Annotated in this window: 20 protein-coding genes; 8 read left to right on the plus strand and 12 right to left on the minus strand. The window is 71.0% G+C overall.

Going from position 1 to position 22667, the window contains the following annotated elements:
* Positions 1-98: 98 nt before the first annotated feature.
* The gene (locus AB0G17_RS13260) at positions 99-971 is read left to right on the plus strand and encodes a helix-turn-helix transcriptional regulator (protein ID WP_361380296.1); all 873 of its coding nucleotides are present in this window, start codon (positions 99-101) and stop codon (positions 969-971) included.
* Positions 972-1105: 134 nt separating this feature from the next.
* Here the strand turns inward: AB0G17_RS13260 and AB0G17_RS13265 are convergent, their stop codons facing one another.
* The 3 genes from AB0G17_RS13265 to AB0G17_RS13275 form a co-directional block, all read right to left on the minus strand.
* Positions 1106-2236: an HTTM domain-containing protein gene (locus tag AB0G17_RS13265; protein ID WP_361380299.1), complete on the minus strand. Its 1131-nt coding sequence runs from the start codon at positions 2234-2236 to the stop codon at positions 1106-1108.
* Positions 2226-2813 carry a DUF5819 family protein gene (locus tag AB0G17_RS13270; RefSeq protein WP_361380302.1) on the minus strand — a complete coding sequence of 196 codons (588 nt, stop codon included), beginning with the start codon at positions 2811-2813 and terminating at the stop codon, positions 2226-2228. Before AB0G17_RS13270 ends, AB0G17_RS13265 begins: the two co-directional genes overlap by 11 nt.
* Positions 2814-3079: 266 nt before the next feature.
* Positions 3080-4459: an ice-binding family protein gene (locus AB0G17_RS13275; RefSeq protein WP_361380305.1), complete on the minus strand. Its 1380-nt coding sequence runs from the start codon at positions 4457-4459 to the stop codon at positions 3080-3082.
* A 475-nt stretch (positions 4460-4934) separates the two neighbouring features.
* Between AB0G17_RS13275 and AB0G17_RS13280 the strand changes: the two genes are divergently transcribed.
* From AB0G17_RS13280 to AB0G17_RS13300, 5 genes are all read left to right on the plus strand, one after another.
* On the plus strand, positions 4935-5159 hold the full coding sequence (locus tag AB0G17_RS13280) for a DUF5994 family protein (protein ID WP_361380308.1): 225 nt from the start codon (positions 4935-4937) through the stop codon (positions 5157-5159).
* 98 nt (positions 5160-5257) lie between these two features.
* Positions 5258-5548 (plus strand): hypothetical protein, encoded by a 291-nt coding sequence (locus AB0G17_RS13285; RefSeq protein WP_361380311.1) that lies wholly within the window; start codon positions 5258-5260, stop codon positions 5546-5548.
* The gene (locus AB0G17_RS13290; RefSeq protein ID WP_361380314.1) at positions 5530-5913 is read left to right on the plus strand and encodes an STAS domain-containing protein; all 384 of its coding nucleotides are present in this window, start codon (positions 5530-5532) and stop codon (positions 5911-5913) included. Before AB0G17_RS13285 ends, AB0G17_RS13290 begins: the two co-directional genes overlap by 19 nt.
* 328 nt (positions 5914-6241) lie before the next feature.
* Positions 6242-7537 carry a phosphatase PAP2 family protein gene (locus AB0G17_RS13295; protein ID WP_361380619.1) on the plus strand — a complete coding sequence of 432 codons (1296 nt, stop codon included), beginning with the start codon at positions 6242-6244 and terminating at the stop codon, positions 7535-7537.
* 103 nt (positions 7538-7640) lie between these two features.
* Entirely contained in the window at positions 7641-8261 is a 621-nt protein-coding gene (locus AB0G17_RS13300) for a hypothetical protein (RefSeq protein WP_361380317.1), read from the plus strand.
* Here AB0G17_RS13300 and AB0G17_RS13305 read toward each other — a convergent pair.
* Genes AB0G17_RS13305 through AB0G17_RS13315 form a run of 3 tightly spaced genes read right to left on the minus strand, consistent with a single transcriptional unit; the run spans position 8152 to position 12904 of the window.
* Positions 8152-9519, minus strand: coding sequence for an MFS transporter (locus AB0G17_RS13305; protein WP_361380320.1), 1368 nt, complete (start codon positions 9517-9519; stop codon positions 8152-8154). The two genes, AB0G17_RS13300 and AB0G17_RS13305, sit on opposite strands and share 110 nt — an antisense overlap.
* Entirely contained in the window at positions 9516-11534 is a 2019-nt protein-coding gene (locus tag AB0G17_RS13310) for a PEP/pyruvate-binding domain-containing protein (protein ID WP_361380323.1), read from the minus strand. Before AB0G17_RS13310 ends, AB0G17_RS13305 begins: the two co-directional genes overlap by 4 nt.
* Positions 11531-12904: an ATP-grasp domain-containing protein gene (locus AB0G17_RS13315; RefSeq protein WP_361380326.1), complete on the minus strand. Its 1374-nt coding sequence runs from the start codon at positions 12902-12904 to the stop codon at positions 11531-11533. Before AB0G17_RS13315 ends, AB0G17_RS13310 begins: the two co-directional genes overlap by 4 nt.
* Positions 12905-13281: 377 nt before the next feature.
* On the opposite strand from AB0G17_RS13315, the gene AB0G17_RS13320 reads away from it, so the two are divergent.
* Positions 13282-14436, plus strand: coding sequence for a PAS domain-containing protein (locus tag AB0G17_RS13320; protein WP_361380329.1), 1155 nt, complete (start codon positions 13282-13284; stop codon positions 14434-14436).
* Between the two features lie 19 nt (positions 14437-14455).
* Here the strand turns inward: AB0G17_RS13320 and AB0G17_RS13325 are convergent, their stop codons facing one another.
* Both AB0G17_RS13325 and AB0G17_RS13330 read right to left on the minus strand, forming a co-directional pair.
* The gene (locus tag AB0G17_RS13325) at positions 14456-16297 is read right to left on the minus strand and encodes a serine/threonine-protein kinase (RefSeq protein WP_361380332.1); all 1842 of its coding nucleotides are present in this window, start codon (positions 16295-16297) and stop codon (positions 14456-14458) included.
* A 170-nt stretch (positions 16298-16467) separates the two neighbouring features.
* Entirely contained in the window at positions 16468-17784 is a 1317-nt protein-coding gene (locus AB0G17_RS13330; RefSeq protein WP_361380335.1) for a cation:proton antiporter, read from the minus strand.
* Between the two features lie 215 nt (positions 17785-17999).
* Here AB0G17_RS13330 and AB0G17_RS13335 point away from each other — a divergent pair, with 215 nt between their 5' ends.
* Positions 18000-19142 (plus strand): SRPBCC family protein, encoded by a 1143-nt coding sequence (locus AB0G17_RS13335; protein ID WP_361380338.1) that lies wholly within the window; start codon positions 18000-18002, stop codon positions 19140-19142.
* Between the two features lie 25 nt (positions 19143-19167).
* On the opposite strand, the gene AB0G17_RS13340 is transcribed toward AB0G17_RS13335, so the two are convergent.
* The 4 genes from AB0G17_RS13340 to AB0G17_RS13355 are packed head-to-tail and all read right to left on the minus strand — an operon-like array spanning position 19168 to position 22664.
* On the minus strand, positions 19168-20409 hold the full coding sequence (locus AB0G17_RS13340; protein WP_361380341.1) for a benzoate/H(+) symporter BenE family transporter: 1242 nt from the start codon (positions 20407-20409) through the stop codon (positions 19168-19170).
* Entirely contained in the window at positions 20406-21596 is a 1191-nt protein-coding gene (locus AB0G17_RS13345; RefSeq protein ID WP_361380344.1) for an acyl-CoA dehydrogenase family protein, read from the minus strand. The genes AB0G17_RS13340 and AB0G17_RS13345 overlap by 4 nt, the downstream gene beginning before the upstream one ends.
* Positions 21593-22384, minus strand: a complete 792-nt coding sequence (locus AB0G17_RS13350) for an alpha/beta fold hydrolase (protein ID WP_361380347.1) — start codon at positions 22382-22384, stop codon at positions 21593-21595. Before AB0G17_RS13350 ends, AB0G17_RS13345 begins: the two co-directional genes overlap by 4 nt.
* A 7-nt stretch (positions 22385-22391) precedes the next feature.
* Positions 22392-22664 carry a phosphopantetheine-binding protein gene (locus tag AB0G17_RS13355; protein ID WP_361380350.1) on the minus strand — a complete coding sequence of 91 codons (273 nt, stop codon included), beginning with the start codon at positions 22662-22664 and terminating at the stop codon, positions 22392-22394.
* Positions 22665-22667 lie beyond the last annotated feature (3 nt).

Below are 22667 nucleotides of genomic sequence, written 5' to 3' on the forward strand. Positions count from 1 at the left end.
TCCTCCACGACACTACGGCACGGCACACGATCAACAGGCCTTGTTCCACGGCAAACTGCGGGCGAGCACGATGACTTGAAGCCGGAGGTACACCGCTCGTGGCGGCGAACACCAATCCCACCGTCAGGAAGCGCCGTCTGGGAGCCGAGCTCCGTCGGCTCCGCCTGGCCAGTGGGCTGAAGAGCACAGAAGTGGCCAAGTTCCTCATGGTCTCCCAGCCGAAGATCAGTCATCTGGAGAACGGCAACCGCGCCATCAGCCCTCGCGACGTGCGCGATCTGTGCGCGCTCTACGGAGTGACGGACCAGCGGGTCATCGACGTTCTGATGCAGATGGCCAGGGAATCCGGACAGCCAGGCTGGTGGCACGCCTACGGCGACATCCCCCAGAGCGTCTACATCGCCCTGGAGACGGACGCCACCTGCCTCCACACCTTCGAGCCCATGGTGCTCCCCGGGCTGCTGCAGACCCCCGCGTACGCCCACGCGGTCATCGAGGAAACGATCCCCCGCATCACCGCCGAACAGGCGGCCAAGCGCCTCAAGGTGCGGCTGCGCCGTCAGCACCGGATCTACGACCCGGCCCGCCCGTTGCGTCTGTGGGTCGTCCTGGACGAATCGGTACTGCACCGCGTCGTCAGCGGTCCCGACGTCATGCGCGAACAACTGGAGCACCTGAAGGCACTCAGCACGGAGCCGCACATCACCGTGCAGGTCCTCCCCTACGGCGTGGGCGCCCACCCGGGCATGTCAGGGCAGTTCTCCATCCTGCAGTTCGCCGACAGCCCCGACGCGGGAGTGGTGTACCTGGAGCGGTTCACCAGCGACCTCTATCTGGAGAAACGATCCGACATGCAGCACTTCAGCATGCTGTACGACCATCTCCAGGCCCAGGCACTCAGCCCCGACCGCACCCGCGACCTCATCACGGACACCACCAAGACGTACATCGAGGCAGCGAGCCGCCCCTGAGCCCTGTGCCTGAGCCCTGTGCCTGAGCCCTGTGCCTGAGCCCTGTGCCTGAGCCCTGAGCCCTGAGCCCTGAGAGGTCGTCCTCTCCCTTTGCACGTCTGACGGGCTTTGTACGTCTGTCGGAGCACACGGCTTCAGCCGGCCGGCTCGCTCTGCGCAGGTACCAGTCCAATGGGTGTCCGGGGCGACGCGTCCGGCGTTCCTCCGGGATCCGCTCCCCGAGCCGTGCGTCGCCACAGCCGTCCCACGGCCCGGTAGAAGCGGTCCGGCAGGAACACCGCGTCGGCGATGATCATCGCGCTGGAGAAGAGGGGCAGCCCCATGAGTACCGCGATACCCAGGTGCATGCCCAACAGCATGGCTAGGACCGGGTACTTGAGCCGCCCGAACAGGACGAACGGGAAGGCGACCTGCAACAGCACCGTCAGATAGCAGGCGATGGCGATCAGTACGTCGTGCTCGTCCGCCATCCGGGAGAGTCCGGGCCAGGGCCGGAACAGGTCGAGGTTCAGGACGTAGTGGAGGGCGGTCCCGTTGCCCCAGGATCCGCCCTGCACCTTGTACAGGCCCGCGGACCCGTAGAGGAAACAGACCTGGGCTGCGATGACGAACATCCCGCAGTTGTGCAGCACGGCGGTCAGGGTCCGCCGGGAAGCGCGGAGGTGAGGCCGGAGCCCACCCGCCGTCCGGTCCACCGACGGGCGCGCCTTGGCAGCCGCGCGTGCCCGGAGCCGGGTTCTGCGTGCGTCCAGGGACCAGCGGCGGCCGCATGCGGTGAGGACGAGGTAGAGGGACATGAGGAGGATGAGGTTGTCTCCTCCGTCGGTCATGAAGATCGCCCTGCTGTGGAACGAGGCGACGACGACCGCGAACAGCACGGACACCGCCCTGGTCCGCCAGCCGAGGGCGAACAGTGCCGATGTGCCGACGGCCAGTGCGTAACAGGCGTCGAAGTAGGCCCCGTTGTCGGAGAGGGTGAGGATGCTGACCCAACCGGTCTGGTCGAAGAGTTGCCTCGCCAGTTCCGGTGTCCACGGTGAGCCCGGGCCCCAGATCTCGTCGCGGTGCGCGAACTCGCGCAGCAGGAAGACGAGGTAGACAGACCCGTATCCGATGCGCAGGACCGCCGCGGCGTACAGGGAGACCGGCCGCTCGGTCAGGTCGTCGAGGGCCGCACGGACACGGTCGGTTGCGCGGTGCGGCGCACCCGCCCCCGGCCTTTCGGCGGCAGGGGGCTGCGATGCGGGCAGCTGCTCAGTTTCCATGGGAGTCCACCTCAACCTTCCGCCAGGGCAGATACCGCCTGTCGGCCGTCCTCGGTGCGACCGCGGCCGCGCCCGCATCGCCCGCCGGTGCCGGCGCGGCGATGGGCACGGTGACCACCCGTAGCTGGATGGCCTCGAAGTTCCCGCCACGGTGGGCCGCGACGCGCTCCGACGCGATGTTGGTCAGGTACTGCTGAGTCATCAGCGCCCGCTGCGAGCGCGGCTGGTCGTCGACGGCGTGGTTGTCGAGGTACGAACTCCAGGCCCGGCGCAGCATGTTCTGCGTCGTATGACTCGGGAAGGGGTTGTGCTCCACCGCGGAATTGTCCACGGCGGTCAGATCGAACCAGCCGCTCACCCGCACGGTTCCGTCGGGGGCGGTGTGCAGGGTCCTCGCCGAAATCTGCCGGTTGGCGGCCTCCGGATCCGGGGCGAACAGTCGCCAGTTCTGCTCGAACAGCGGGAAGACCCATGCGTTGACTTGCCGGCTGTACTGCTGGGAGAGCGGGTTCGGGGGCGCCACATGCAGAAAGACCAGGAGCACATGGACCAGGGTCGTCGCCAGGCAGAGGAACACGGCAGTACTCGTTACAGCTTGCAGGAAGCCCGGCGGAGGCTCCGATTTTTCCGCGGGTCTTTCTGCGGATTGTGACGCGGATTGTTGTGGGAATTCTTCCCTAGATTCGTCCGCATCCGTCGATGCAGTGCCATCCAGCACAGCCCCTCCCGGCCTTTCGATCCCGGCTTCTCTCACTGCTCTCCAGAGCTTTCGGCGGCGCCGCGCGACGGAATCGACAACGATCCGCCGCGCGCCGCCCGTCCCTTCAAGGACGCATGCACGACTCAGTGACGAACGCTGCCGTAGCCGTCGTCCTTGCCGGGCTTGTTGCCGTACCCGCCGTAATCGCCATGCTTTTCGGGCTTCCCACCGTGATCGTGGTGACCCGGCTTCTCCGGCTTCCCGTAGTAGCCTCCCGGCTTCTCCGGCGTCCCGTAGTAGCCTCCGGGCTTGCCCGGCTTCCCGTGGTGGTGGTGGTGCTCGTGCCCGGTCCCGCCGGTCGTGCCGCCGTGGACGCCGCCCGTGGTGGCACCCGTGGTCCCACCCGTCGGCACGCCAGCGATAACCCCACCGGTCGGCACACCGGCGACAACCCCACCCGTCGGCACGCCAGCGACAACCCCACCCGTCGGCACACCGGCGACAACCCCACCCGTCGGCACACCGGCGACAACCCCACCCGTCGGCACGCCAGCGACAACCCCACCCGTGGGCACGCCGGCGACAACCCCACCGGTCGGCACGCCGGCGATGACTCCGACCGTCGCGGATCCCGTGGTGCCGCCGGACGTGGCGCCGGCGACAATCCCACCCGTCGGCACGCCGGCGATGACTCCGACCGTCGCGGAGCCCGTGGTCCCACCAGGAACCCCGATCCCGCACGGCCCCTGGAAGATCCTGTTGCTGTCCAGCGTCACGGCGCCGTCGCCGCGCAGGCCCGCATCGGCCAGCAGCCGGCCGTTGATGATCGCCCCCGTCGTGGCGGTGATCGAGGTGTCGGCCAGGATGGTGCCCACGAACGTGGAGTAGGTGCCGAGCGTGGCCGAGCTGCCGACCTTCCAGTACACATTGCACGGCGAGGCGCCATTGATGAAGCTCACGGAGCTGGCGGATGCCGTCGTCAGCGTCGAGCCGATCTGGAACACCCAGACGGCATTGGGGTTGCCCTGGGCGTCCAGGGTGAGGGTGCCGGTGATCCCGGCGGAGCTGTTCGCCCTGTAGAGGCCCGGCGTCAGCTTCTGGCCACCGAACTCGTGGGGAGCGTCGTTGTAGATCGCGTCCGTCAGGGTCTGTCCGGCGGCCTGGGTGTACGCCGTATTCAGGTCGGTCTTGGCTTGGCCCGCGACGGCATCGGCAGAGTGCAGAACCCCGGGCGGGGTCACAATGCCGGGCCCTCCATCGGACGTCAGGAACCCGGTGATGGCCGTCTTGGGGCTGACGCCCACGTTGAGACCGTTGACCACCGTGGGACCGGTGTTGGTGACCGTGGCGCCGGCCAGTACTCCGAAACTGGCTGCCGTGCCCAAAGGCACGGGGCTGGCAACAGCGTTTGCGCGTGTCGGCGTGACCGCGAGGACGGCACCCGCCATCACCACGGCCGTAACGGCCGCGATCCACACCGACAATGTGCGCCGTGGAGGCGCTTCAGGGGTATCTAGCGTCATCGAGGGGCCAACTCCTTTGAGAGGATGATCTTGGCGATTCCCCGCCGGGCAGAAACAATCCGATTCTGCGGCTGGAATATTACGCAGGAAGCTGCTCGAATTATGGATGCCCCGAACGGTTTCGCTGAAATGGAAGAATTCTGCTCTTGATCTACACAAATGACTAATGAGCTGAATGGCCCTGCCGTTTATCCGGCCCGATGACGGGCGGGCCACTCACGATTCCCTGGCAGGCCTGCCCGCCGTCGCCCGCAGGGGTACGTCCGGAGCGAAGGACACGGTCGGCCGCGCGACGGTCGTCGCGGACGGGCGCGGCCCGCTCGGCGGGGGAGAGTCGGACAGTCGTGGTCAAAGCCGCCGCGGGAGTACGCTCAGCCCTGTCGAGAGCACTTCCTCGACCGGCTCCCATGTCGGTACGCCTCTCGGTTCGACAGCACCGGGCCGGGCACGGCAGGTCCGGGGACGGGTCGACACCATGACGGTGCCCTCCGCACGAACCCCGCCATCCGCACTGGCCGCCCAGCCTTCCGATGACCCGCCGCCCCGGCTCTCCCTCAAGCCTCCCGGTCCGCGCTCCGGGCTGCTCGACGGTGCCTGGTGGCCGCGTTCCCGCGGCATCGCTCGTGAACTTCCCGCTCCGACCGCCCTGTTGGACAGCCGCTCACCGGCACGGCGCACCCACGTCGGTGAAACGACCTGACCCGGGAACGACCTGACCTCCAGGTCGCCCACCACGGATCACCTGGCCCCGGACCTCGGCCTCCTCCCCCTTCCAGACCGAGGCCGAAGGAGCCTTGTATGTCCCCCAACCCTCCCCTTTCCGAAGCACTCGCGCCGCCGCGCGGCGTCACCACGTCCCAGGGGTACGACGGGGTGGCCCCCTTCCCCGACGACGGCCGCCCGGCACCGGCGCGGGGAAGCGGCGAGCGGCTGAGCGTGGTGGTGACGGGGGTGATCGTCACCCTGCCGTTCGTCGCACTCGGCCTGGCCGTCTGGCTGCTGTGGGGCGCCCTCATCCAGCCCTCCGACGCCCTGCTCGCCCTCACCGGTCGCCCAACCGGAGGCGCGCCATGTCCCTGCCCCAACTGAACGTCTACCGGCACGACAGGCGGAACCGGACGCTGATCACCCTGGCCGGTGAGATCGACCTCGAAACGGCACCCTTGGTCAGCGCGTCCCTGCGGGACTGTCTGTACGAGGGCGTGCACACGATCAACGTCGACCTGACCACCGTCACCTTCTGCGACGTGAGCGGGCTCAACGCCTTCCTGTACGCCTCGGCGCAGGCCACCGGGGCAGGTGGATCCCTGCGACTGCACCACCCGCCCCTCTCGCTGGGGCGGATCCTCGCCCTCACCGGCTACGCCTTCCTGCTCAACGGCCGCCCGGCGGGCGCCGACGCGGTCACGCCCGCCCCGCAGCGACCCGCACCGCTGCCGGCGGGCCCGCGCTGACGGGTGCAGTCTTTCGGCGAGTACACGACAGCCCTGGACAAAGTCCAGGGCCAGGGTCTGGAGGCCGCCCCTCACCGAGGCACCGACCCCCTCACGGGCCGGAGGAAGCCCGCGAAGCCACCTGTACCGCTCAAGTGGGATGATCGACCCTCGGCAAGCCCCCGCATCACCCTTCCGTCGCCGGAGAACGACGCCGTGCCCCGCGAAGGGTGAGTCTCCTCACCCGGCACCCAACACATCGGCCAAACAATTGATACCTACAGTCTCGCAAACGTCCTCGCGAATACGCCGCAGAATCAAGCTCGCCCCGTGGTGCGAGCCACGCGTGATCCTGTGGGCCACGGCGGGTGTGGTGACCCTCGGATTCCTCCTCACCGTGGAGATCGTGGCGCGTCGCTACGGCGTGCCGGGGCCGATCACCACCCAGGCGCGGGAACTGGTGTTCCCGCCCAAGCCGGGGCCGCTGTACGGCGGGCTGGCGTTGATGATGGTGGTGCTCACCTGGCGGCAGCGGTTCATCGCGGCCGGTGCCGCGATCGGCATCGACGTCGTCTTCGTGCTGGTGCGGTGGGCGGCCGGCGCGGAGGTGCCGGAGGGGCACCTCTTCGGCAATGGCGCGCTGTGGGCGATGCTGGGCTGTGCGGTCTTCGCGATCACGCGCCGCACCGGCCGCGAACGCGTCCTGCTGCTGAAGGGCGTGGGCCTCGGCCTGCTGCTGGTGACCGGGCGCAAGACCGGTGACGCCTGGCTGCTCATCACGTCGAAGGCCCGCCCGACCGTGCTCGACCCGTACGTGGCCATGGCCGATCACGCACTGGGCAGCCCGTCGTGGGTGGCCGGCCGGATGCTCGACGCCACCGGCCCGGTCGGCAGCCTTGTCCTCGGCTCGGTCTACGCCCAGCTCGCGGTGGCCGCGATCGTCGTCGCGCTGTACCAGCTGCGCGACGTGGCGGCCGAGCGGCGCTTCCCGCGCCACCATCTGGTGCGCACCTTCCTGGTGATCGGCCTGCTCGGGCCGGCCGTCTACATGATCTTCCCGGTGGTCGGACCGGTCTTCGCCTACGGCCCGGGCGCCTCCGGCACCGGCGGTGTGCAGTGGGCGGTGGCCAACCTGTGGCCGCACACGCCGCCGCCGGTCACCCTCCCGCACCCGGTGCCGTACGACGGGATCACCCCGCGCAACTGCATGCCCAGCCTGCACACGGCGTGGGCCACCGCGATCTTCATCCACTCCCGCCGGGCCCTCCGGCTGCTGCGCCACGCGGGGACGTTCTGGCTGGTGGCCACAGTCAGCGCCACGCTGGGCTTCGGCTACCACTACGGCGTGGACCTCGTCGCCGGCCTGGTGTTCGCGCTCACCGTCGAGGCGGGTCTGCGCACGTTCGACCGCGGCTGGGACCGGTCGGGGATCCGGCTGGTCGCTCACGGCACGGCGGTCTTCGCCGCACTCCTGGTGGCGTACCGCTGGCTGCCGATGAGGATGGCCGCACATCCGTGGGTGTTCGGACCCCTTGTCCTGCTGGCGATGGCCTCGGTGATCCACGGCTACCTGCGGACCACCAGGGAGTGGGAGCCGAAGGCCGCGCCGGCGCTCCGACCGGAACCGCAGCCCGAACTGGTCTGAGTCGTGCGGTTGTCGGTTCGCGGTCGCCCCGCGCCGTATCCCTCGGGCCGGACATCGTGCATCCTCGGGGTGCGCGGTGTGCGACGAGAAGGGTGACGACGCGATGAACAGATCCTCCTCCGCGGGCTGGGGCCGGGTGGGCCTCGTGCTTGGCGCGGTCCTGGCAGCGACCACGTGGTGCGTCCCGGCGGACGCCGCGGTGCCCGGGGACGCGGACTCCGTCGCGCGTCCCGGTGCCGCACCCAGCTGCCCCGTCGTCTACTTCGACCTGGGCGAAACCCTCGTCCACACCGCCGACGACGGCGGCATCGGCTATCAGGCCGGCGCCGCCTCCTATCTGGGCGCCCTCCGCCGGCGCCACATCAGCATCGGTCTGATCACCAACGTCCCGCCCTCCTGGGGCGCGACCGACGCCGAGCGTGCCGCCAGGCTGAGGAAGGAGGTCGACGCCGCGTGGACGGGCTCCGTGCCCTTCGCCTGGCGGGACTTCGGCGACCGGATCCTGACCCCCCGTACCGACGCGGAACGCAAACCCGCGCCCGCTCTCTGGGAGCGCGCGAAGGCCGGCTCGGGGCGCTGCCGGCTCGTCTACCAGGCGGAGACGGCCGAGGAGGTCAAGGTCGCCGCCTCGCTGGGCTATGTGCCGTACCAGGTGGAGCAGGCTCATCGGCCGGCGTTCCTCCCGGTCGGGCTGGTCGAGCTGCTGGGCCGCCGGTCCCGCTGACCGGCGTCCGCGCGGCCGTCACCACCCCGCTCCGCAGCAGCAGCTGGACCGCCCCCAGCAGCACCACCGTGGCCAGCGCGCTGTGCCAGAGCAGCGCGTCCAGGTGGCCGGCGGCGACGTAGGCGCCCACGGCCACCGCGGCCAGCGCGCACACCGCGCGGTCCACGATGCTCTCGATCGACAGCAGCGTGGCGCGCGGGGCGTCGGCGGGCACCGCGTCGTTCATCAGCTTGCGCTGCACCGGGTACGCGAATCCGGTCGCCGCGGCGAACAGGCAGAGCAGGGCCACGACCGCCCAGGGGCCGCCCAGCGTCATCGCCGCCAGGGTGCCCGCCAGCGCCAGGCTGAGGATCGACACCCAGGCGACCGGTGACAGACGGCGGCTCAGCCACTGGGGACGAGCCGAACCCACCGCCTCCGCCACCGTCATCGCGGCCAGCACCGAGCCGTGCGAGGCCTCTCCGACGCCGTGGTGCAGCAGGATCGGCTGGAAGAGGTTGACCTGGCAGATCCGGGAGAGCGTGAAGACCGCCACGCCCTGCACCATCACCAGGGCCAGCCACGGCGAGGAGGCGACGCAGCGCAGGGCGGAGCCCGCGTCCCGCAGGAACGCGCCGCCCCGGCGCCCGGCCGCCCGCCCGGGTTCCTTCCCCGTCCCGGCGAGCCGGGGCAGCGCGACGGCGCAGGCCAGCGAGCCCGCGGCGCTGGCGGCGCTGAGGACGTAGGGGGCGGCGTGGGCGAGGGCCATCAGGGGCCCGACCAGCGGCCAGCACACGACCTTCGCCGCCAGCCCCAGGGCCCGTGCGGTGCCCTCCGCCTTCAGATAGTGCTCGTCGCACTTCTCGGCCCGCAGCCCGTCGTACAGATAGGCGCTCGCCGCTCCCGAGGTCAGCGAACGGCCCAGCGCGATGGCGAGGAAGTGGACCAGGAAGCCGGTGTACGAGGCGCTGGCCACCGGGGCCAGGTTGGCCGCCGTCATCACCACCGCCCCGGCCCGCAGGCAGTTGCGGGTGCCGATCCGGTCGGCGATCAGCCCGGTGGGGATCTCGAACAGGCAGAAGGCCACGTAGTAGATGCTCTGGATGCCGAAGATCTGGCCGTCCGAGAGCCCGGCCTCCTTCTGGTACGCGTAGAACACCGGCATCCACCACAGCAGGTTGAACAGCAGCTGGAAGCCGTAGTTGAGGCGGATGACCCGGCGGGCAGTGTGCGTCAGCGCGCCCTTGCCGGGGCGCGCCGACGCGAGGCCCGCGCTCACAGCGCGTACGGGCGGATCTGGACCAGCCGGAAGTCGCCCCGGTCGGTCATCAGCCACTCGATGTCCAGTGGCCGGTCCAGATCGTCCGCGCTGAAGTGGGACTGCAGGAGCCGCCCGGTCAGGGACAGGTCGGCGAGCCGGGCGAGGGTGGCGGCGGGCAGCCCGTCGCCCCAGGAGCCCAGCGCCACGGTGCGTCCGCCGCCCTCCACCGTGTTGTACAGGTACTGCTGCGGCAGCACCGAGCCCTCGACGACCCGCTCCGGGGAGCCGGGGGAACAGTTGAGGTAGACGTTGCGGAAGTCCTCGCGGCGGGTCGGGTCACAGGTCACGAGGACACCGCCGAGCGCGGCGGGCACGTACTCCTGGATGATCACACCCATGTAGGTGTCGTCGAGGGAGATCCCCACCTGGTGGCGCAGCCGCACGCTGCGCGGTGACACCAGGGAGGCCCACACCTGGCGTACCGCGTCCAGGAGTTCACCGGTGCCGTGGACGGTGGTGACGGAGTCGTAGACGCCCGCGGCGGAGAAGCCCGGAAGGTCCTCGGCGTTGGACGAGGAGCGCACCACCAGGCGCCCGCTCGCGGCCGCCGGGGCGGGGAACGCCTGGGTGATCTGCCGGGTGACGGAGTCGGGCACGGGCGTGTGCCGGATCAGCTGCTGGAGTTGCAGGCAGAGCGAGTCCAGGACGTCGGTGGCGTCGAGTTCGAGTGCCATCTTGAGCTTGCCGATGCCCTGCTGGATGGCGGGCGAGGAGGCGAGGAAGTGCTGCTGGAGGGAGAAGGGGAGCGCGACGCCCTCCGGGGCGCCGACCGTCGCGGCCACGAAGTCCGCCGCCCCGGCGCGGAGTTCGGCCGTGGAGGGCGCGTCGAGGCCGAGCCGGGCGGCGAGGTGGCCGTAGAGGTCGTCGCGCGGCGGACGGGGCCGCCCGTAGAAGGCGGTCAGGTCGGCCGTACGGCTGTCGAGTACGTGGTGCAGCTCGCCGAGGTTGGCCGCCTTGGTGCCGTACCGGTCGCGGTCGGCGCCGCGCAGCCGGTGCAGGGCCAGCACGGGAACGTTTTCCAGCAGGGGCGGTTCCAGGCGTATGCGCTGCTGGTGCCAGTCGGGAGCCCGCAGGACCGGTTCCCCATCCAGCCGCTCCAGCGAGATCTCGTCCTCGCGCACCCGGTAGCGCACCCACGCGCCGTCCAGGCCGTCCCGCTCGACGAGCTGCTCCAGGTCGAGCACGATCGCGTTGGGTATCCCCCAGCCCGACGCCAGGACGTTGGTGTGCGAAAGCGGGGTGATCGGCGCGGTGTTGAGGAAGCCGGCCACCCGGGGCACGTCGTCCGGCAGGCACGGCATGGCCACGATGTCCGCCCAGCCGAGCCCGGCCTCCGCGGCCGCGTACGCCTCGTACGCCTCGTTCGTACGGAAAAACCGCAGCCGACCCATGGCCTCGCCGGGGTTCAGCGGCGTACGGGTCCTGGAGCCGAAGAGCTCGTGGCTCAGGATGCGCGGCACGCGCCGTTCGCTGATCGCCGCCAGCTCCTCCTCCTGCCCGTGGTTGGCGGGCTTGAGTAGCAGCGGGAGCCTGCCGTCGACCCGGGCCCGTACGAACTCGTAGAAGAACGCCAGCAGTTCGCCGTGCATGGTGTCGGCTTCGGTCGTCTCCAGGACGAGGAAGGTGCGTTCGCGGCCCTCCGCGTCCTCCCCGGTGTGCAGCGACAGCACCCCGAGCAGGAAGCGGCGCCGGGGGTCCATGTACACGGAGGCGTTGAAGCCGTCCAGGTCGGCGTCCAGCTCGTCCAGTTCCATGCCCAGGACGCGGGTGGCGATGTAGTTGACGTGGAAGGGGTGCACGGCCGTGTCGAGCAGGTGCCAGGTGTTCTCGGCGCGGTCGACGACCACTTTGAGGTAGGGGTGGCCGGCCAGGACCCCGGAGAGGGTGCGGAAGAGCGGCAGGGAGAGGTTCTCGCCGACGACGGTACGGTCGGTGGCCGGCTCGGGGGCTTCGGTGAACAGCTGGGCGGTCATACGGAGACCTCTTCGGGCTGCGCGGCGGGCAGGACTCGTGGCAGGGCGTCCACCAACGTCTCGAAGTCGCGGAGCACCGTGCGCGCGTCGGTGGCGGAGAGCAGGCACAGGGCCGCCATGGTGTTGGCGCCCCCGGCCGGGTCGTAGACCGGCACGACACTGCCGTTGGCGAGCGAACTCTCCGCGACCACCGACAGTTCGCTGCCCCTGCTGAGCGGCACGCGTGCCGCGACCGCGGGGAAGTCCCAGACCCTGCGGTCCCGCCAGGCCTCGCCCCCGCCGTCGACCGCGAGGACGACGAGGGAGCCGGCCGCGCCGCGCGCCTGCGCGGGGGTGCGGGCCTGCTCGGGCCACGCGACCGGGCGGCCGACGAGGTGGTCGACGAGCATGCCGACGAGGTCGAGCCCGAAGACCTCCTCGATCTGCGGCACGGTCATCGCGCCGCCGAACCGGGCGGCCGTCTCGATCAGCCACATGCTGCCGTCCGCGCCGAGCTTGATCTCGGTGTGCGTCCCGCAGTCGCGCAGGCCGAGGGCGTCGACGGCTTCCCGCGCGAGCGCCACCACGCGGTCTTGGGCCTCGTCGGACAGCAGGGCGGGGGTGATGCCCGCGCGCTCGGTGAACGGCTCGACCGTGGGCATCCGGCCGCTGAGGCAAACGGGGTGGAAGACGCCGTCCGCCACGACACCCTCGACGCTGACGTAGTCGCCCCAGCCGGGCTCGTCGAACCAGTCCGGCGCGGAGCCGGTCACGATCTGCTCCACCACATAGTGCCCCTGCGCCTCCGCCACATGGAGCTCCGCGTACCCCAACTGCGCGGATTCGGCCATCACTTCACGCGAGCGGCGCCAGGCGGCCGAGACCTCGTACGGGGAGCGGATGATCTGGTGCGCGGTGGAACCCGCGCTCCAGGCCGCCTTGAGGAGCAGCGGGAAGGGCAGGGCGCCGGCCGCCTCGTACAGGTCCGCCTCCGTGGCGACCGCGCGGAACTCGGGCTGCGGCAGGCCGTGTTCCTGCCAGGTGCGCCGCATCAGCCGCTTGTCGCGGGCGAGCGCGGCGGCGCCGCCGGCTCCCGCGAGACCGAGCGCCTCGCACGCCTCGGCGACGGCCACGACCGCGTACTCGGAGAAGGTGAGCACCGCGTCCGCGCCCACGGCCTCGGCCCGCGAGACGATCAGGGACACCAGGTCGGAGCGCTGCGCGTCGGCGGGCGTCACGACCGAGGCGCACAGTCTCCGGGCGGAGCCCGCCACGGTGGGAGGAAGAGCGCTGAGCGCCAGCAGGTGCACTTCCGCCCTCGCGGCCGTCCGGGAAAGGACGTGACCGAGCGGCGGACCACCCTTGGCATGCACTAACAGCACCTTGCTCACTGAAGCTCGTCTCCATTCGTCCGTGTCGGTTCGTGCCGTACGCGCGGTACGTGTCGCACATGTCGCATGTGTGGCCGTACGTGTCGTCGTACGGATCGGTGATACGCGTCGGGCCGCGGGGAAATGTCCCGGCGTATGTGTCGGGGCGTGTTCACCCGCACACTTAAGGGGACCACGCATCGGGCGTCCCAAACGCCACCGGGGGTGCCTGGTATTCAGGCAAATGCCTGAGTAGCAGCCCCGTTCGGGGCGCTGGGAGGACTCCACGAGGCCCACGGCGGGCCTCCACTTCGGCCGAGAACCGAGCATGCGCGGGCCCGGGGCGGGATACCCATCGCCAGGTGACTGTGCGTCAATCAGTGGCGTACGGTTCGTATATGGACGGAGGGGCCGCTGTGGACGACGCCGGTCTCAAGGCGCTGCTCGAACACTTCCCCGTGTTCTGGGGGGAGGTCGACGAGCCGTGGCAGGCGCGGGAGCCGGGAGGCGGCGCCTTCGCGGACACGGGCACGGCGCCCGCCGACGCCCACCCGACGCCGCACCAGTACGCCGCCTTCGCGGGCCTCGCGGACCTCGCCCCGGCCGCCGCCTTCCTGCGGGACGGCGACGGCCGCTATCTGTGGGCCAACCACGCCTACGCGCACCTCTACGGCACCGTTCCGCAGGAGCTCGTCGGCAAGTACATCGAGGACTTCGACGGCCCCGCCGAGGCCGCCCAGTTCCGCGCCCTCGACCAGGAGATCCTCACCCGGGGGACGCCGGTGCGCCACACCCTCGACTACCGGCGCCCGGACGGCAGCGCGGGCCAGGCGGTGGGCCACCGGTTCCCCGTCCGGGAGAACACGCGGACCTGCGTCGCCGGGATCTACGTGGACCTCACGGACCAACTCCGCGCCATGGCCCAGTGGCAGGAGGCCCAGGACAGCCTGCAGGCACTGCGCGACCACAGCGGCCTGCCCTGCGCGCTGCTGTCGGCGAACGGACGCGTGGTCGAGGCGAGCGCGGCGGCCGCCGAGCTGTTCCAGCTCAGCCTGCCCGAGCTGGTCGGCCGCCGCGCCCACACCCTGCTCGCCCCCGAGCCCGGCCTCGACCGGCTGCACCGCAGGTGGAACGGTCTGATAACGCGCCGCACCAGACGGCTGGAGACGTCCGCGGTGCTCGTCGACGCCGACGGGCGGCAGCGCCGCGCGCAGCTCCACCTGACCACGGTCGGAAACTCCGCCGCTCGCGCCCGGCACGTCTGGGCCGTCGTCACCCACCACAGCCTCGCCCACGACGCCCATCCGTCACTCACCGCCGCGCAGGTCCGCATCCTCTCCCTGCTGGCGGCGGGCAGCAGCAACGGCGACATCGCCACCTCGCTGAAGCTGTCCCGGCAGACGGTCGACTACCACCTCAGCCGCCTGCGTGAACTCCTGGGCGCCGCGACCCGCCCGTCCCTCGTCGCCCGCGCCTATGTGCTCGGCATCCTCGCCCCCCGCGCCTGGCCCCCGCGCTCCGCCACAGCGAGCCATCCGCTCAGCACCGCCTGACGGACCGGGGCGGGCCCGGTCAGGAGGTGGCCGCGTTGCGCCACACCGTGAGGTCCACGCCGACGAACTGACTCGGTGACTCCTTCGGCGCGAAGCCGCGCACGGTGACCAGGCCGTAGTGCCCGGAGCCGGTCTTCACGCAGATCCGGGAGCCCTTGCCGAGCTTGTCCTTCGTGATGGACGTGGTGTAGCGGGTGTTGGCGCGGCAGCCGGCCAGGGTCCCCGGCTCGCCGGAGTCCAGCAGCGCCATGGTGTTCTTGGACTGGTTGGTGGCGAGGGCGTCTCCGTTGACCATGTCCGCCGCGTAACCGAAGTCGCCTTCGTAGAACACGTCCAGCTTCTGCGGCTGAGGCGGCTCGTCGGCGAAGCTCAGGGAGTAACCGATGGGGATGCTGATGTTGTTGTACACGGCCTCCTTCGGTGTCGCCGGGGCCTTGGCGCTGCCGCTGGCGGCGCCCGATGCCGAAGGCGAGGGCGAGCCGCCGGACTGCGACGGCGCACTGCCCTTGCTGTTGTTCCGGTCCCCGCCCTTGCCGTCCTCCGAGTCGCTCCCGGCGAGTTGTCCCACCAGGTACGCGCCGACGCCGATGAGCACGGCGGCGACCGCTCCCGCGACGACGAGTGCGGCCCGGTTCCGCTTGCGGGACGGCTGCGGCGGCGCGGCCCCCGGCGCCGGCTGACCGAGGTGGCCGTGGGACGCCCCGGACGCCGCGGGAGTCGGGTAGCCGGCGGTCGGGGGGTAGGCGTAGGAGCTCGCGGCGGGAGGCTGTACGGACTGCGGCTGTACGGGATGTGGCTGTACGGGATGCGGATACGCGGGCTGGGTCGGCGGGTGCGCGGGCGGCGGCGTGTGCGGGGCGGACTGCGTCGGGGGGTGCGCGGGCGGCGGCGTGTGCGGGGCGGACTGCGTCGGGAGGTGGGCCGGCGGTGCGTCCGAGGCCGCCTGCGTCGGCGGGTGCGCCGGCTGGGGAGGCGGGGTCGGGGCGGCCGCCTGGGTGAGGTCGGCCGCGTACGAGGAGGGCAGCCAGCCGTCCGGGCGGCGCAGCGCCGGGTCCTGGGACGCCCGGCCGCACATCTCGATGATGCGGGCGGGGGACGGCCGGTGCGCCGGGTCCTTGCTGAGGCAGCCGGTGACGATCTCCCGCAGCTCGTCCGGCAGGCGCGACAGATCCGGGTCCTCGTGCACGATCCGGTAGAGGACCGCGTGCGAGGAACCGTCGCCGAAGGCCGCGGCACCTGTCGCGGCGAAGACCGCGATCTGGCCGAGCGCGAAGACATCGGTCGCCGCCGTGCAACTCGTCCCGGCCGCCTGCTCGGGCGACATGAAGGAGGGGGTGCCGACGCTGACGCCCGTACCGGTGAGCGCGGTGGCGTCCGCGGCCCTGGCGATGCCGAAGTCGATGACGCGCGGCCCGTCGACCGCGAGCAGTACATTGGACGGCTTGAGGTCGCGGTGAACGATGCCCGCCTGATGAATGACCTGAAGCGCCTCGGCGATCCCGGCCACGAGCAGCAGAACGGTCGCCACCGGCATCGCGCCGTGCGCGGCGACGGCCGCGTGCAGGGAGGGCCCCTGGACGTAGGCCGTGGCCAGCCACGGGCGCGGGCCGTCGGTGTCGCTGTCGACCACGGGCGCGGTGTAGAGGCCCTGGACCCGCTGCGCGGCCCGCACCTCCTGCTGGAACCGGCGGCGGAAATCGGGGTCCTCGGCGAACTCGGGGCGGATCACCTTGATCGCGACGGGCCGACCGCCGGGCGTGTACGAGAGGTACACCTTGCCCATGCCTCCGGCGCCGAGCCGAGCGCTGAGCAGGTATCCGGCCACGGAACGGGGGTCGTCCTCGGCCAGAGGCTGGAACACTCCCGGATCCGGTGCCGACCCGTCCGCTGCGCCCGCACGCACCGGTTGATGCTGATGATCCGTCACGATTGCCCCCGCATATCCCTTTACTCGGCGCTTACGGCGCCGAGCCTATCGAAGCCCGCGGTGGCCGCGCCCCTCCGTCGGCGTCCTCGCTCCACCACCCCTTCTCACCCGGCCTCCCGCACGGGCCGGACCGCCGAGGGCCGCCCGGAGGCGGGTGGGTGCGGCGGGCGGACCCGGTGCAGCAGCGGGCCCGTCATCAGTGTCGTGACGACCGCCATCAGCACCATCGCCGTGAACAGCCGCGTGTCGATGACGCCGAGGCCCAATCCCACGTTGAGGATGACCAGTTCCGTCAGGCCCCGGGCGTTCAGGAGCACGCCGAGGGCCGTCGCCTCGCGGGGTGTCGCCCCGGTGAGGCGGGCCGCGCCGAACGCGCCGGTGAACTTGCCCGCGCAGGCCGCCACCAGGACGGCCGCCGTCATGGCCAGGCCGCGGCCGCCGAGGCCGGAGACGTCCACGGACATGCCGGTGACGGTGAAGAAGACCGGCAGGAGCAGCAGGCTGGTCTGCTCGATGCGCTCGGGGACCTGCGGGGCCGTCGCGTCGATCTGGCGGTGCGGGGCCACGGCGCCGAAGGCGAAGGCCCCGAAGACGGCGTGCAGGCCGATCTCGTCGGTCGCGGCGGCGGTCAGCAGGACCCCGGTGACGAGTACGGCGTGGGTGAGCGCGGTGCCGCCCGCCCACGGCCGGGCCGGGTCGAGCAGCCAGGCGAGACCCGGCCGTACGAGCAGGACGAGCGCGGCGAGCAGCAGCGCCGACTCCAGGGCCATCCGGGCCGGCGGCCACGGCCCGCTCGCGCGGACCACGACGACCACCGCCGCCAGGACGCACCACGCGAGAAAGTCCTGGACGGCCGCGCAGGCGAGCGAGACCGAGCCCAACGGGTCTTTGTACAGGCCTCGTTCGGCCAGAATGCGGGCGAGGACCGGGAAGGCGGTGATGGACATCGCCGTGCCGAGGAAGAGCGCCGGGCCCAGCGGGCCGTCCGTCTTCAGCTCGGACTTGCTCAGCCACGGGTAGAGCCCGTACGCGAGGCCCGCGCCCAGAGCGAACGGCAGCGCCACCGAGCTCAGCGAGACCGCCGCCACCTGCCGTTGCGCGGCAGGGGTGCGCAGATGCCCGATGTCGAACTGGTAGCCCACGCCGAACATGAAGAGCACCAGGCCCAGCTGGGACAGCAGTTGGAGGTAGGGCAGGGTCGAGGGCGGGACCAGCCGGGTCTCCAGGTCGCCCGGGAAGAGGGAGAGGAGGCTCGGGCCCAGCAGGATGCCGCCGATGATCTCGCCCATCACGGCCGGCTGCCGCACCCGCTGGGCCAGGCGGGCCAGGGCGAAGGCCACCGCGAGGATGACGGCGAGGGCGAGGAGGAACCGTCCGGTGGGGGGCGCGGTGGATCCGGCGAGTACGAGATGCGTCTGCACGTCGGCTCACTCCTGTCGGGCCGCAGGGTGTCCCGCTGTTCTACGGTGATTCACGGAATCGCACAACTCCTGTTCAACGCACTGCTCAACGCATCGCTCAACGCACCGTTCAACCGCGCGTTTTTTGACATTGAACAGGGCTCGTCACCCCTCGGGAAGCGCTATAGAATTCCGCAGGACCCAAACCCCGTGCGGGACTTGGAGGGAGTTGGCGGATGGATCGCGACGAGGAACTCCGGATCCTTGACCGAGCCCTGGAGCACCTTCGCGACAAACGGCTTCCGCTGACCGACTCGGACACCCGGGTCAGCGTCGACCGCTATCAGTCACCGCAGTGGTACCGGGCGGAACTCGATCGCATTTTCAGCAAGTTGCCCTCAATGCTGGTGCACAGCTCCGAGATTCCGGCTCCCGGCACCTTCGCGACCCTGGAGCATTTCGGCAGGCCGCTGATCGTCAGCCGTGACCAGGACGGCGTGGCGCATGTCTTCCTCAACGCCTGCCGGCATCGCGGAGCACGCCTGGAGAAGGACGCGTCCGGCGAGCGCAAGCAGTTCATCTGCGGTTATCACGCCTGGCGTTACGACCTGGACGGCACCCTCGCCGCCATCCCGAGCCCGCACTGCTTCCCCGGTGTCGAGCGGGGAAAGCGCAACCTGGTGGCGCTCCCGGCGGTGGAGGCGTACGGGTTCGTCTGGCTGATGCCCGAGGAGAATCCGGGCCGGGCCGACCTCGACGCGTTCCTGGGTGACTTCCGGCCCGACATCGCGGATCTCGATCTCTCCTCGTACGAGATCTACGGCGCCGAGAGCCAGGAGTGGGAGATCAATTGGAAGCTGGTCGTGGAAGGCACCCTGGAGGGTTACCACTTCCCGTTCCTGCACGCGAAGAGCGCGAACCCGCTCTTCGAGAACAGCACGTTCTTCTTCGACAGCTTCGGGCCCCATCTGCGGTCGATCCTGCCGAAGCGATCGATAAACTTCATCACCAGGACGGAACGCGACGAACGGCGTCTTCTGTCGGTGGCGAACGTGATCCACACCATCTTTCCCAATGAGACCGTGCTCCACCAGTCGGACCACTTCCTGTGGATTACCAGTCACCCGCTGGGCCCGACACGTACGCTCGTGAAGCTGCGGCTCATCGTGCCGAAGGGATCGGTGCGGGAAGGCAGTGTCGAGCAGTGGGAGGAGAACCGGCAGCTGACTTATCAGGTGCAGTACGAGGACCTCGAAATCTACCGTGAGATCCAGATCGGCCTGACGAGCGGCGCCAACGACGAACACTGCTTCGGTACGCAGGAGTTCGCGCTCCAGAAGTACAACGAGGCGATCGAGGCGTATCTCTTCGGCGAGTGACGCGCGGCGAAGGCGAAAGCCTCGCTCACTTCGACGGCACGCGCCGCTTGGCCGCGTACAGCGCGCCCCCCGCCAGCAGCCCCCAGAACGCACCGCTGACCCCGAAGAACTGCACCCCCGACACCGTCACCACCAGCGTGACCACCGCCGCCTCGCGGTCGCCCGGCTCGGTCACCGCTCCCACCAGCGAGTTGCCCAGCGCGCCGAGCAGCGCCAGGCCCGCCACCGCCTCGATGAGGGTGGGCGGGGCCGCGCCGACGAACGCGACCGCCGCGCCGGCGCCCAGGCCGAGCAGGATGTAGGCGCCGCCGCCGATCGCCGCCGCCCGGTACCGCTTGCGCGGATCGGGGCCCGCGTTCTCGTCGGCGCACAGGGCCGCGGTGATCGCGGCGAGGTTGACCGCGTGGCCGCCGAAGGGCGCCGAGACCAGGCCGAAGGCGCCGGTCCAGCCGAACAGCGGGCCCGGCTCCGGCTCGTAGCCGTTGACGTTCAGGACCGCGATGCCCGGGATGTTCTGCGACGCCATCGTCACCACGTACAGCGGCAGGGCGATGCCGATGACGGCCGCCGCCGTGAAGTCGGGGGTGACCAGGACCGGCTTCGGCCACAGCGGGCCGAGGTCGGCGGCGGATATGTGCGTGGTCGCGGTGATCAGGACGACGGCGACGACGACCGCGGCCGGTACCGCGTACAGCTTCTTGAAGGTGCCGACGACCGCCCAGGCGGCAACGATCGCCAGGCCCAGCGCCGGTTTCTCCTGGACCGCCTTGGCGGGGGCCAGACACAGGGGCAGCAGGATTCCCGCGAGCATGGCGTTGGCCAGCGGTTTCGGGATGGCCGAGACCCAGCGGCCTAGCGGCTTCCACAGTCCGGTGACCACGATCAGCGCGGCGGTCACCAGGAACGCGCCGACAGCCGCGCCGAATCCGCCGTCCACCGAGGCCGAGCCGGCCAGCAGCGCCGCGCCCGGTGTCGACCAGGCGACGCTGATCGGCATCTTCAGCCGGAGGCTGAGGAAGATCGCGCAGGCGCCCATCGCGACCGAGAGCGCCATCAGGCCGGACGCCGCCTCGGCGCGGCTCGCGCCCACCCGGGTGAGGCCTTCGAGGACGATCGCGAACGAGCTGGAGAACCCCACGAACGCGGCGATCAGCCCGACCGTTCCCGCCCTGACCAGCTCGGACACCAGGCTCGGGCCGGGCTGCGGGGCCGGGCCCGGGCCCGGTGGACCGCCGGCGTTCGCTGCCTCCATCTCGGACGTGGTCAAGACAACTCCTCGTAACCGCTCTGTACGACGATGTCGCGCATGACCTCGCTCGCTCCGGCGGCGACGGTGGCGGCTTGGGCGTCATGCACGGTCTGGACGATCGGCGCGCCCTCCCGGAAGCCCTCGGAGCCGTGCAGATGGCGGCATTCCTCGGCGACGGTCCGGGCCACTTCGGTGGCCTTGAGCTTAGCCATCGAGCAGGCGGTGATCGACAGCGGGTCGCGGACGTAGCTCCAGGCCGCGTGGTGGGCGAGCTGACGGACCGCCTCGACCTCGGTGAGCAGGTCCGCCATCCTGTGGCGGACGGCCTGCTTGGCGCTGAGCGTCGACTCGAACATGGCGCGGCTCTTCAGATACCTCCAGGTGGTGTCCAGGCAGTTGGCCGCGTCCCCGACCGCCGAGATCCCCGCCGCCAGCCGCTCCAGCTGCATGTTCTTCATGATCTGCACGAAGCCCGAGTTGCGGCGGCCGATCACGTTCTCCCTGGGCACCCGCACGCCGCGCATGCTGATGTCGGCCATGCCCGAGGCCCGCCAGGCGATCGAGTCGTTGGGGAGTACGTGGACGCCCTCGGCGGCGCGGTCCACGACCAGGAGCGACACATTGCCCTGGTTCGAGCGTGGTTGGCGCTCCCCGGTGTGATCCCCCGTGCGTACCGCCGTCACGAAGAAGTCCGCGAAGCCCCCGTTGACGATGAAGCGCTTCTCGGCGTCGACCACCAGGTGGTCGCCGTCCTCGACCGCCGTCGCCTCCAGCCGGGAGAGGTCCGAGCCCGCTTGTGGTTCGGTGATCGCGAGGGCGGCGATCAGATCGCCCGCGACGGCGGGGCGCAGATAGCGCTGCTGCAGCTCGGGCGAGCCGTTGGTGGCGAGGTAGCTGGTGCCCATATAGGCGTGGAGCGCCACCGCGAACCGCACTCCCCCGAAGCCGGCCCGGCCCAGCTCCTCCAGGAAGACCACCGAGTGGAAGAAGTCCAGGCCCGAACCGCCCACCGACACCGGGTGGTTGAGGCCCAGCAGGCCTTCGGCTGCGAAGGCGTGCCAGGCCGAGCGGGGCATCGCGCGCCGCCGCTCCCACTCCGCCGCGTACGGCACGACCTCCTTGCGGAAGAACGTCCGGACCGAGGCGCGGAACTCCTCGTGCCGCGGGGTGAGGTGGGGCGAGGGGCTGCTCAGCGGGTCCGTCACCGCGCACCGCCCCCCGTCCCCAGCCGTCCGCAGATGGTCGCGAGCACGGCCTCCTCCTCGTCGCGCGGGAAGAAGTGCCCGGCGGGAAAGGCCCGGATCGTGAACTCCGCCGTCGTGTGGTGCTTCCAGGCCACCATGGACTCGTACGGGTCGATGTCGTCGTGCTCGCCGCACAGCGCCAGGACCGGCGCCGCGATCCGGCCGGGCGAGGGCTCCCAGGTCTCGGCGAGCCGCAGATCGGCCCGGAGCACCGGCTCGAGGAGCTCCATCAGGGCGCGGCTGGCGAGGACTTCGGGCGGGACGCCGTTCATCTCGCGCAGCCGTCGGCGCAGGGTGGGGCCATCCATGGTGTGCATGGGCGGGGTGCGCGGTGCCACGGTCGGCGCACGGCACGCCGAGACGACGAGGAGCTCGGGCGGGCGGTGGCCGTCGGCGGTCAGCCGGTGGGTGAGTTCGTACGCGAGCCGCGCACCCAGGCTGTGGCCGAAGAAGGCGTACGGCCCGCGCGCGGTCTCCGGGGCCAGGGCCTCGGTCAGCGCCGCGAGCGCCTGCGGCCACGAGTCGAAGGGCCGCTCACGGAAGCGCTGTTCGCGGCCGGGCAGCCGGATGCCGGTCACCCCGACGCCCGGCGGCACCCGCTCCTGCCAGCCGCGGAAGACCTGGGTGCCGCCGCCCGCGTACGGGAAGCAGAACAGCCGGGTGGTGACCGCGGCGTCGCCGGAGAACCGGGCGAACGGGCTGCCCGTCGCGGTCCCGGGCGGCGCGGCGGAGCGGGGTGGGGGGCGCACGGCGGGCCTACGCCATCGCCTCGTCGACGGCCTTGGCCAGACTGCTCAGCCTGGCGTCCTCGTAGAGCGTCTCGGGCAGCAGCACGTCGACGGCGAAGCGCTCCTCGACCCGGGACAGGAACTTGATGGCGGTGAGCGAGTTGCCGCCGAGCTCGAAGAAGTCGTCGCCGACGGCCACGTCGGTGATGCCGAACAGACCGCGCCAGATCTCGGCGATCGCCTCCTCGGTGGCGGTCATGGCCGGCGCGCCGAGCGCCGCCTGCGCGTCCTGGGAAGTCATGGT

It is taken from the genome of Streptomyces sp. NPDC023838 (genome assembly GCF_040639555.1).
In the GTDB taxonomy this organism is placed as follows: Bacteria; Actinomycetota; Actinomycetes; order Streptomycetales; family Streptomycetaceae; genus Streptomyces.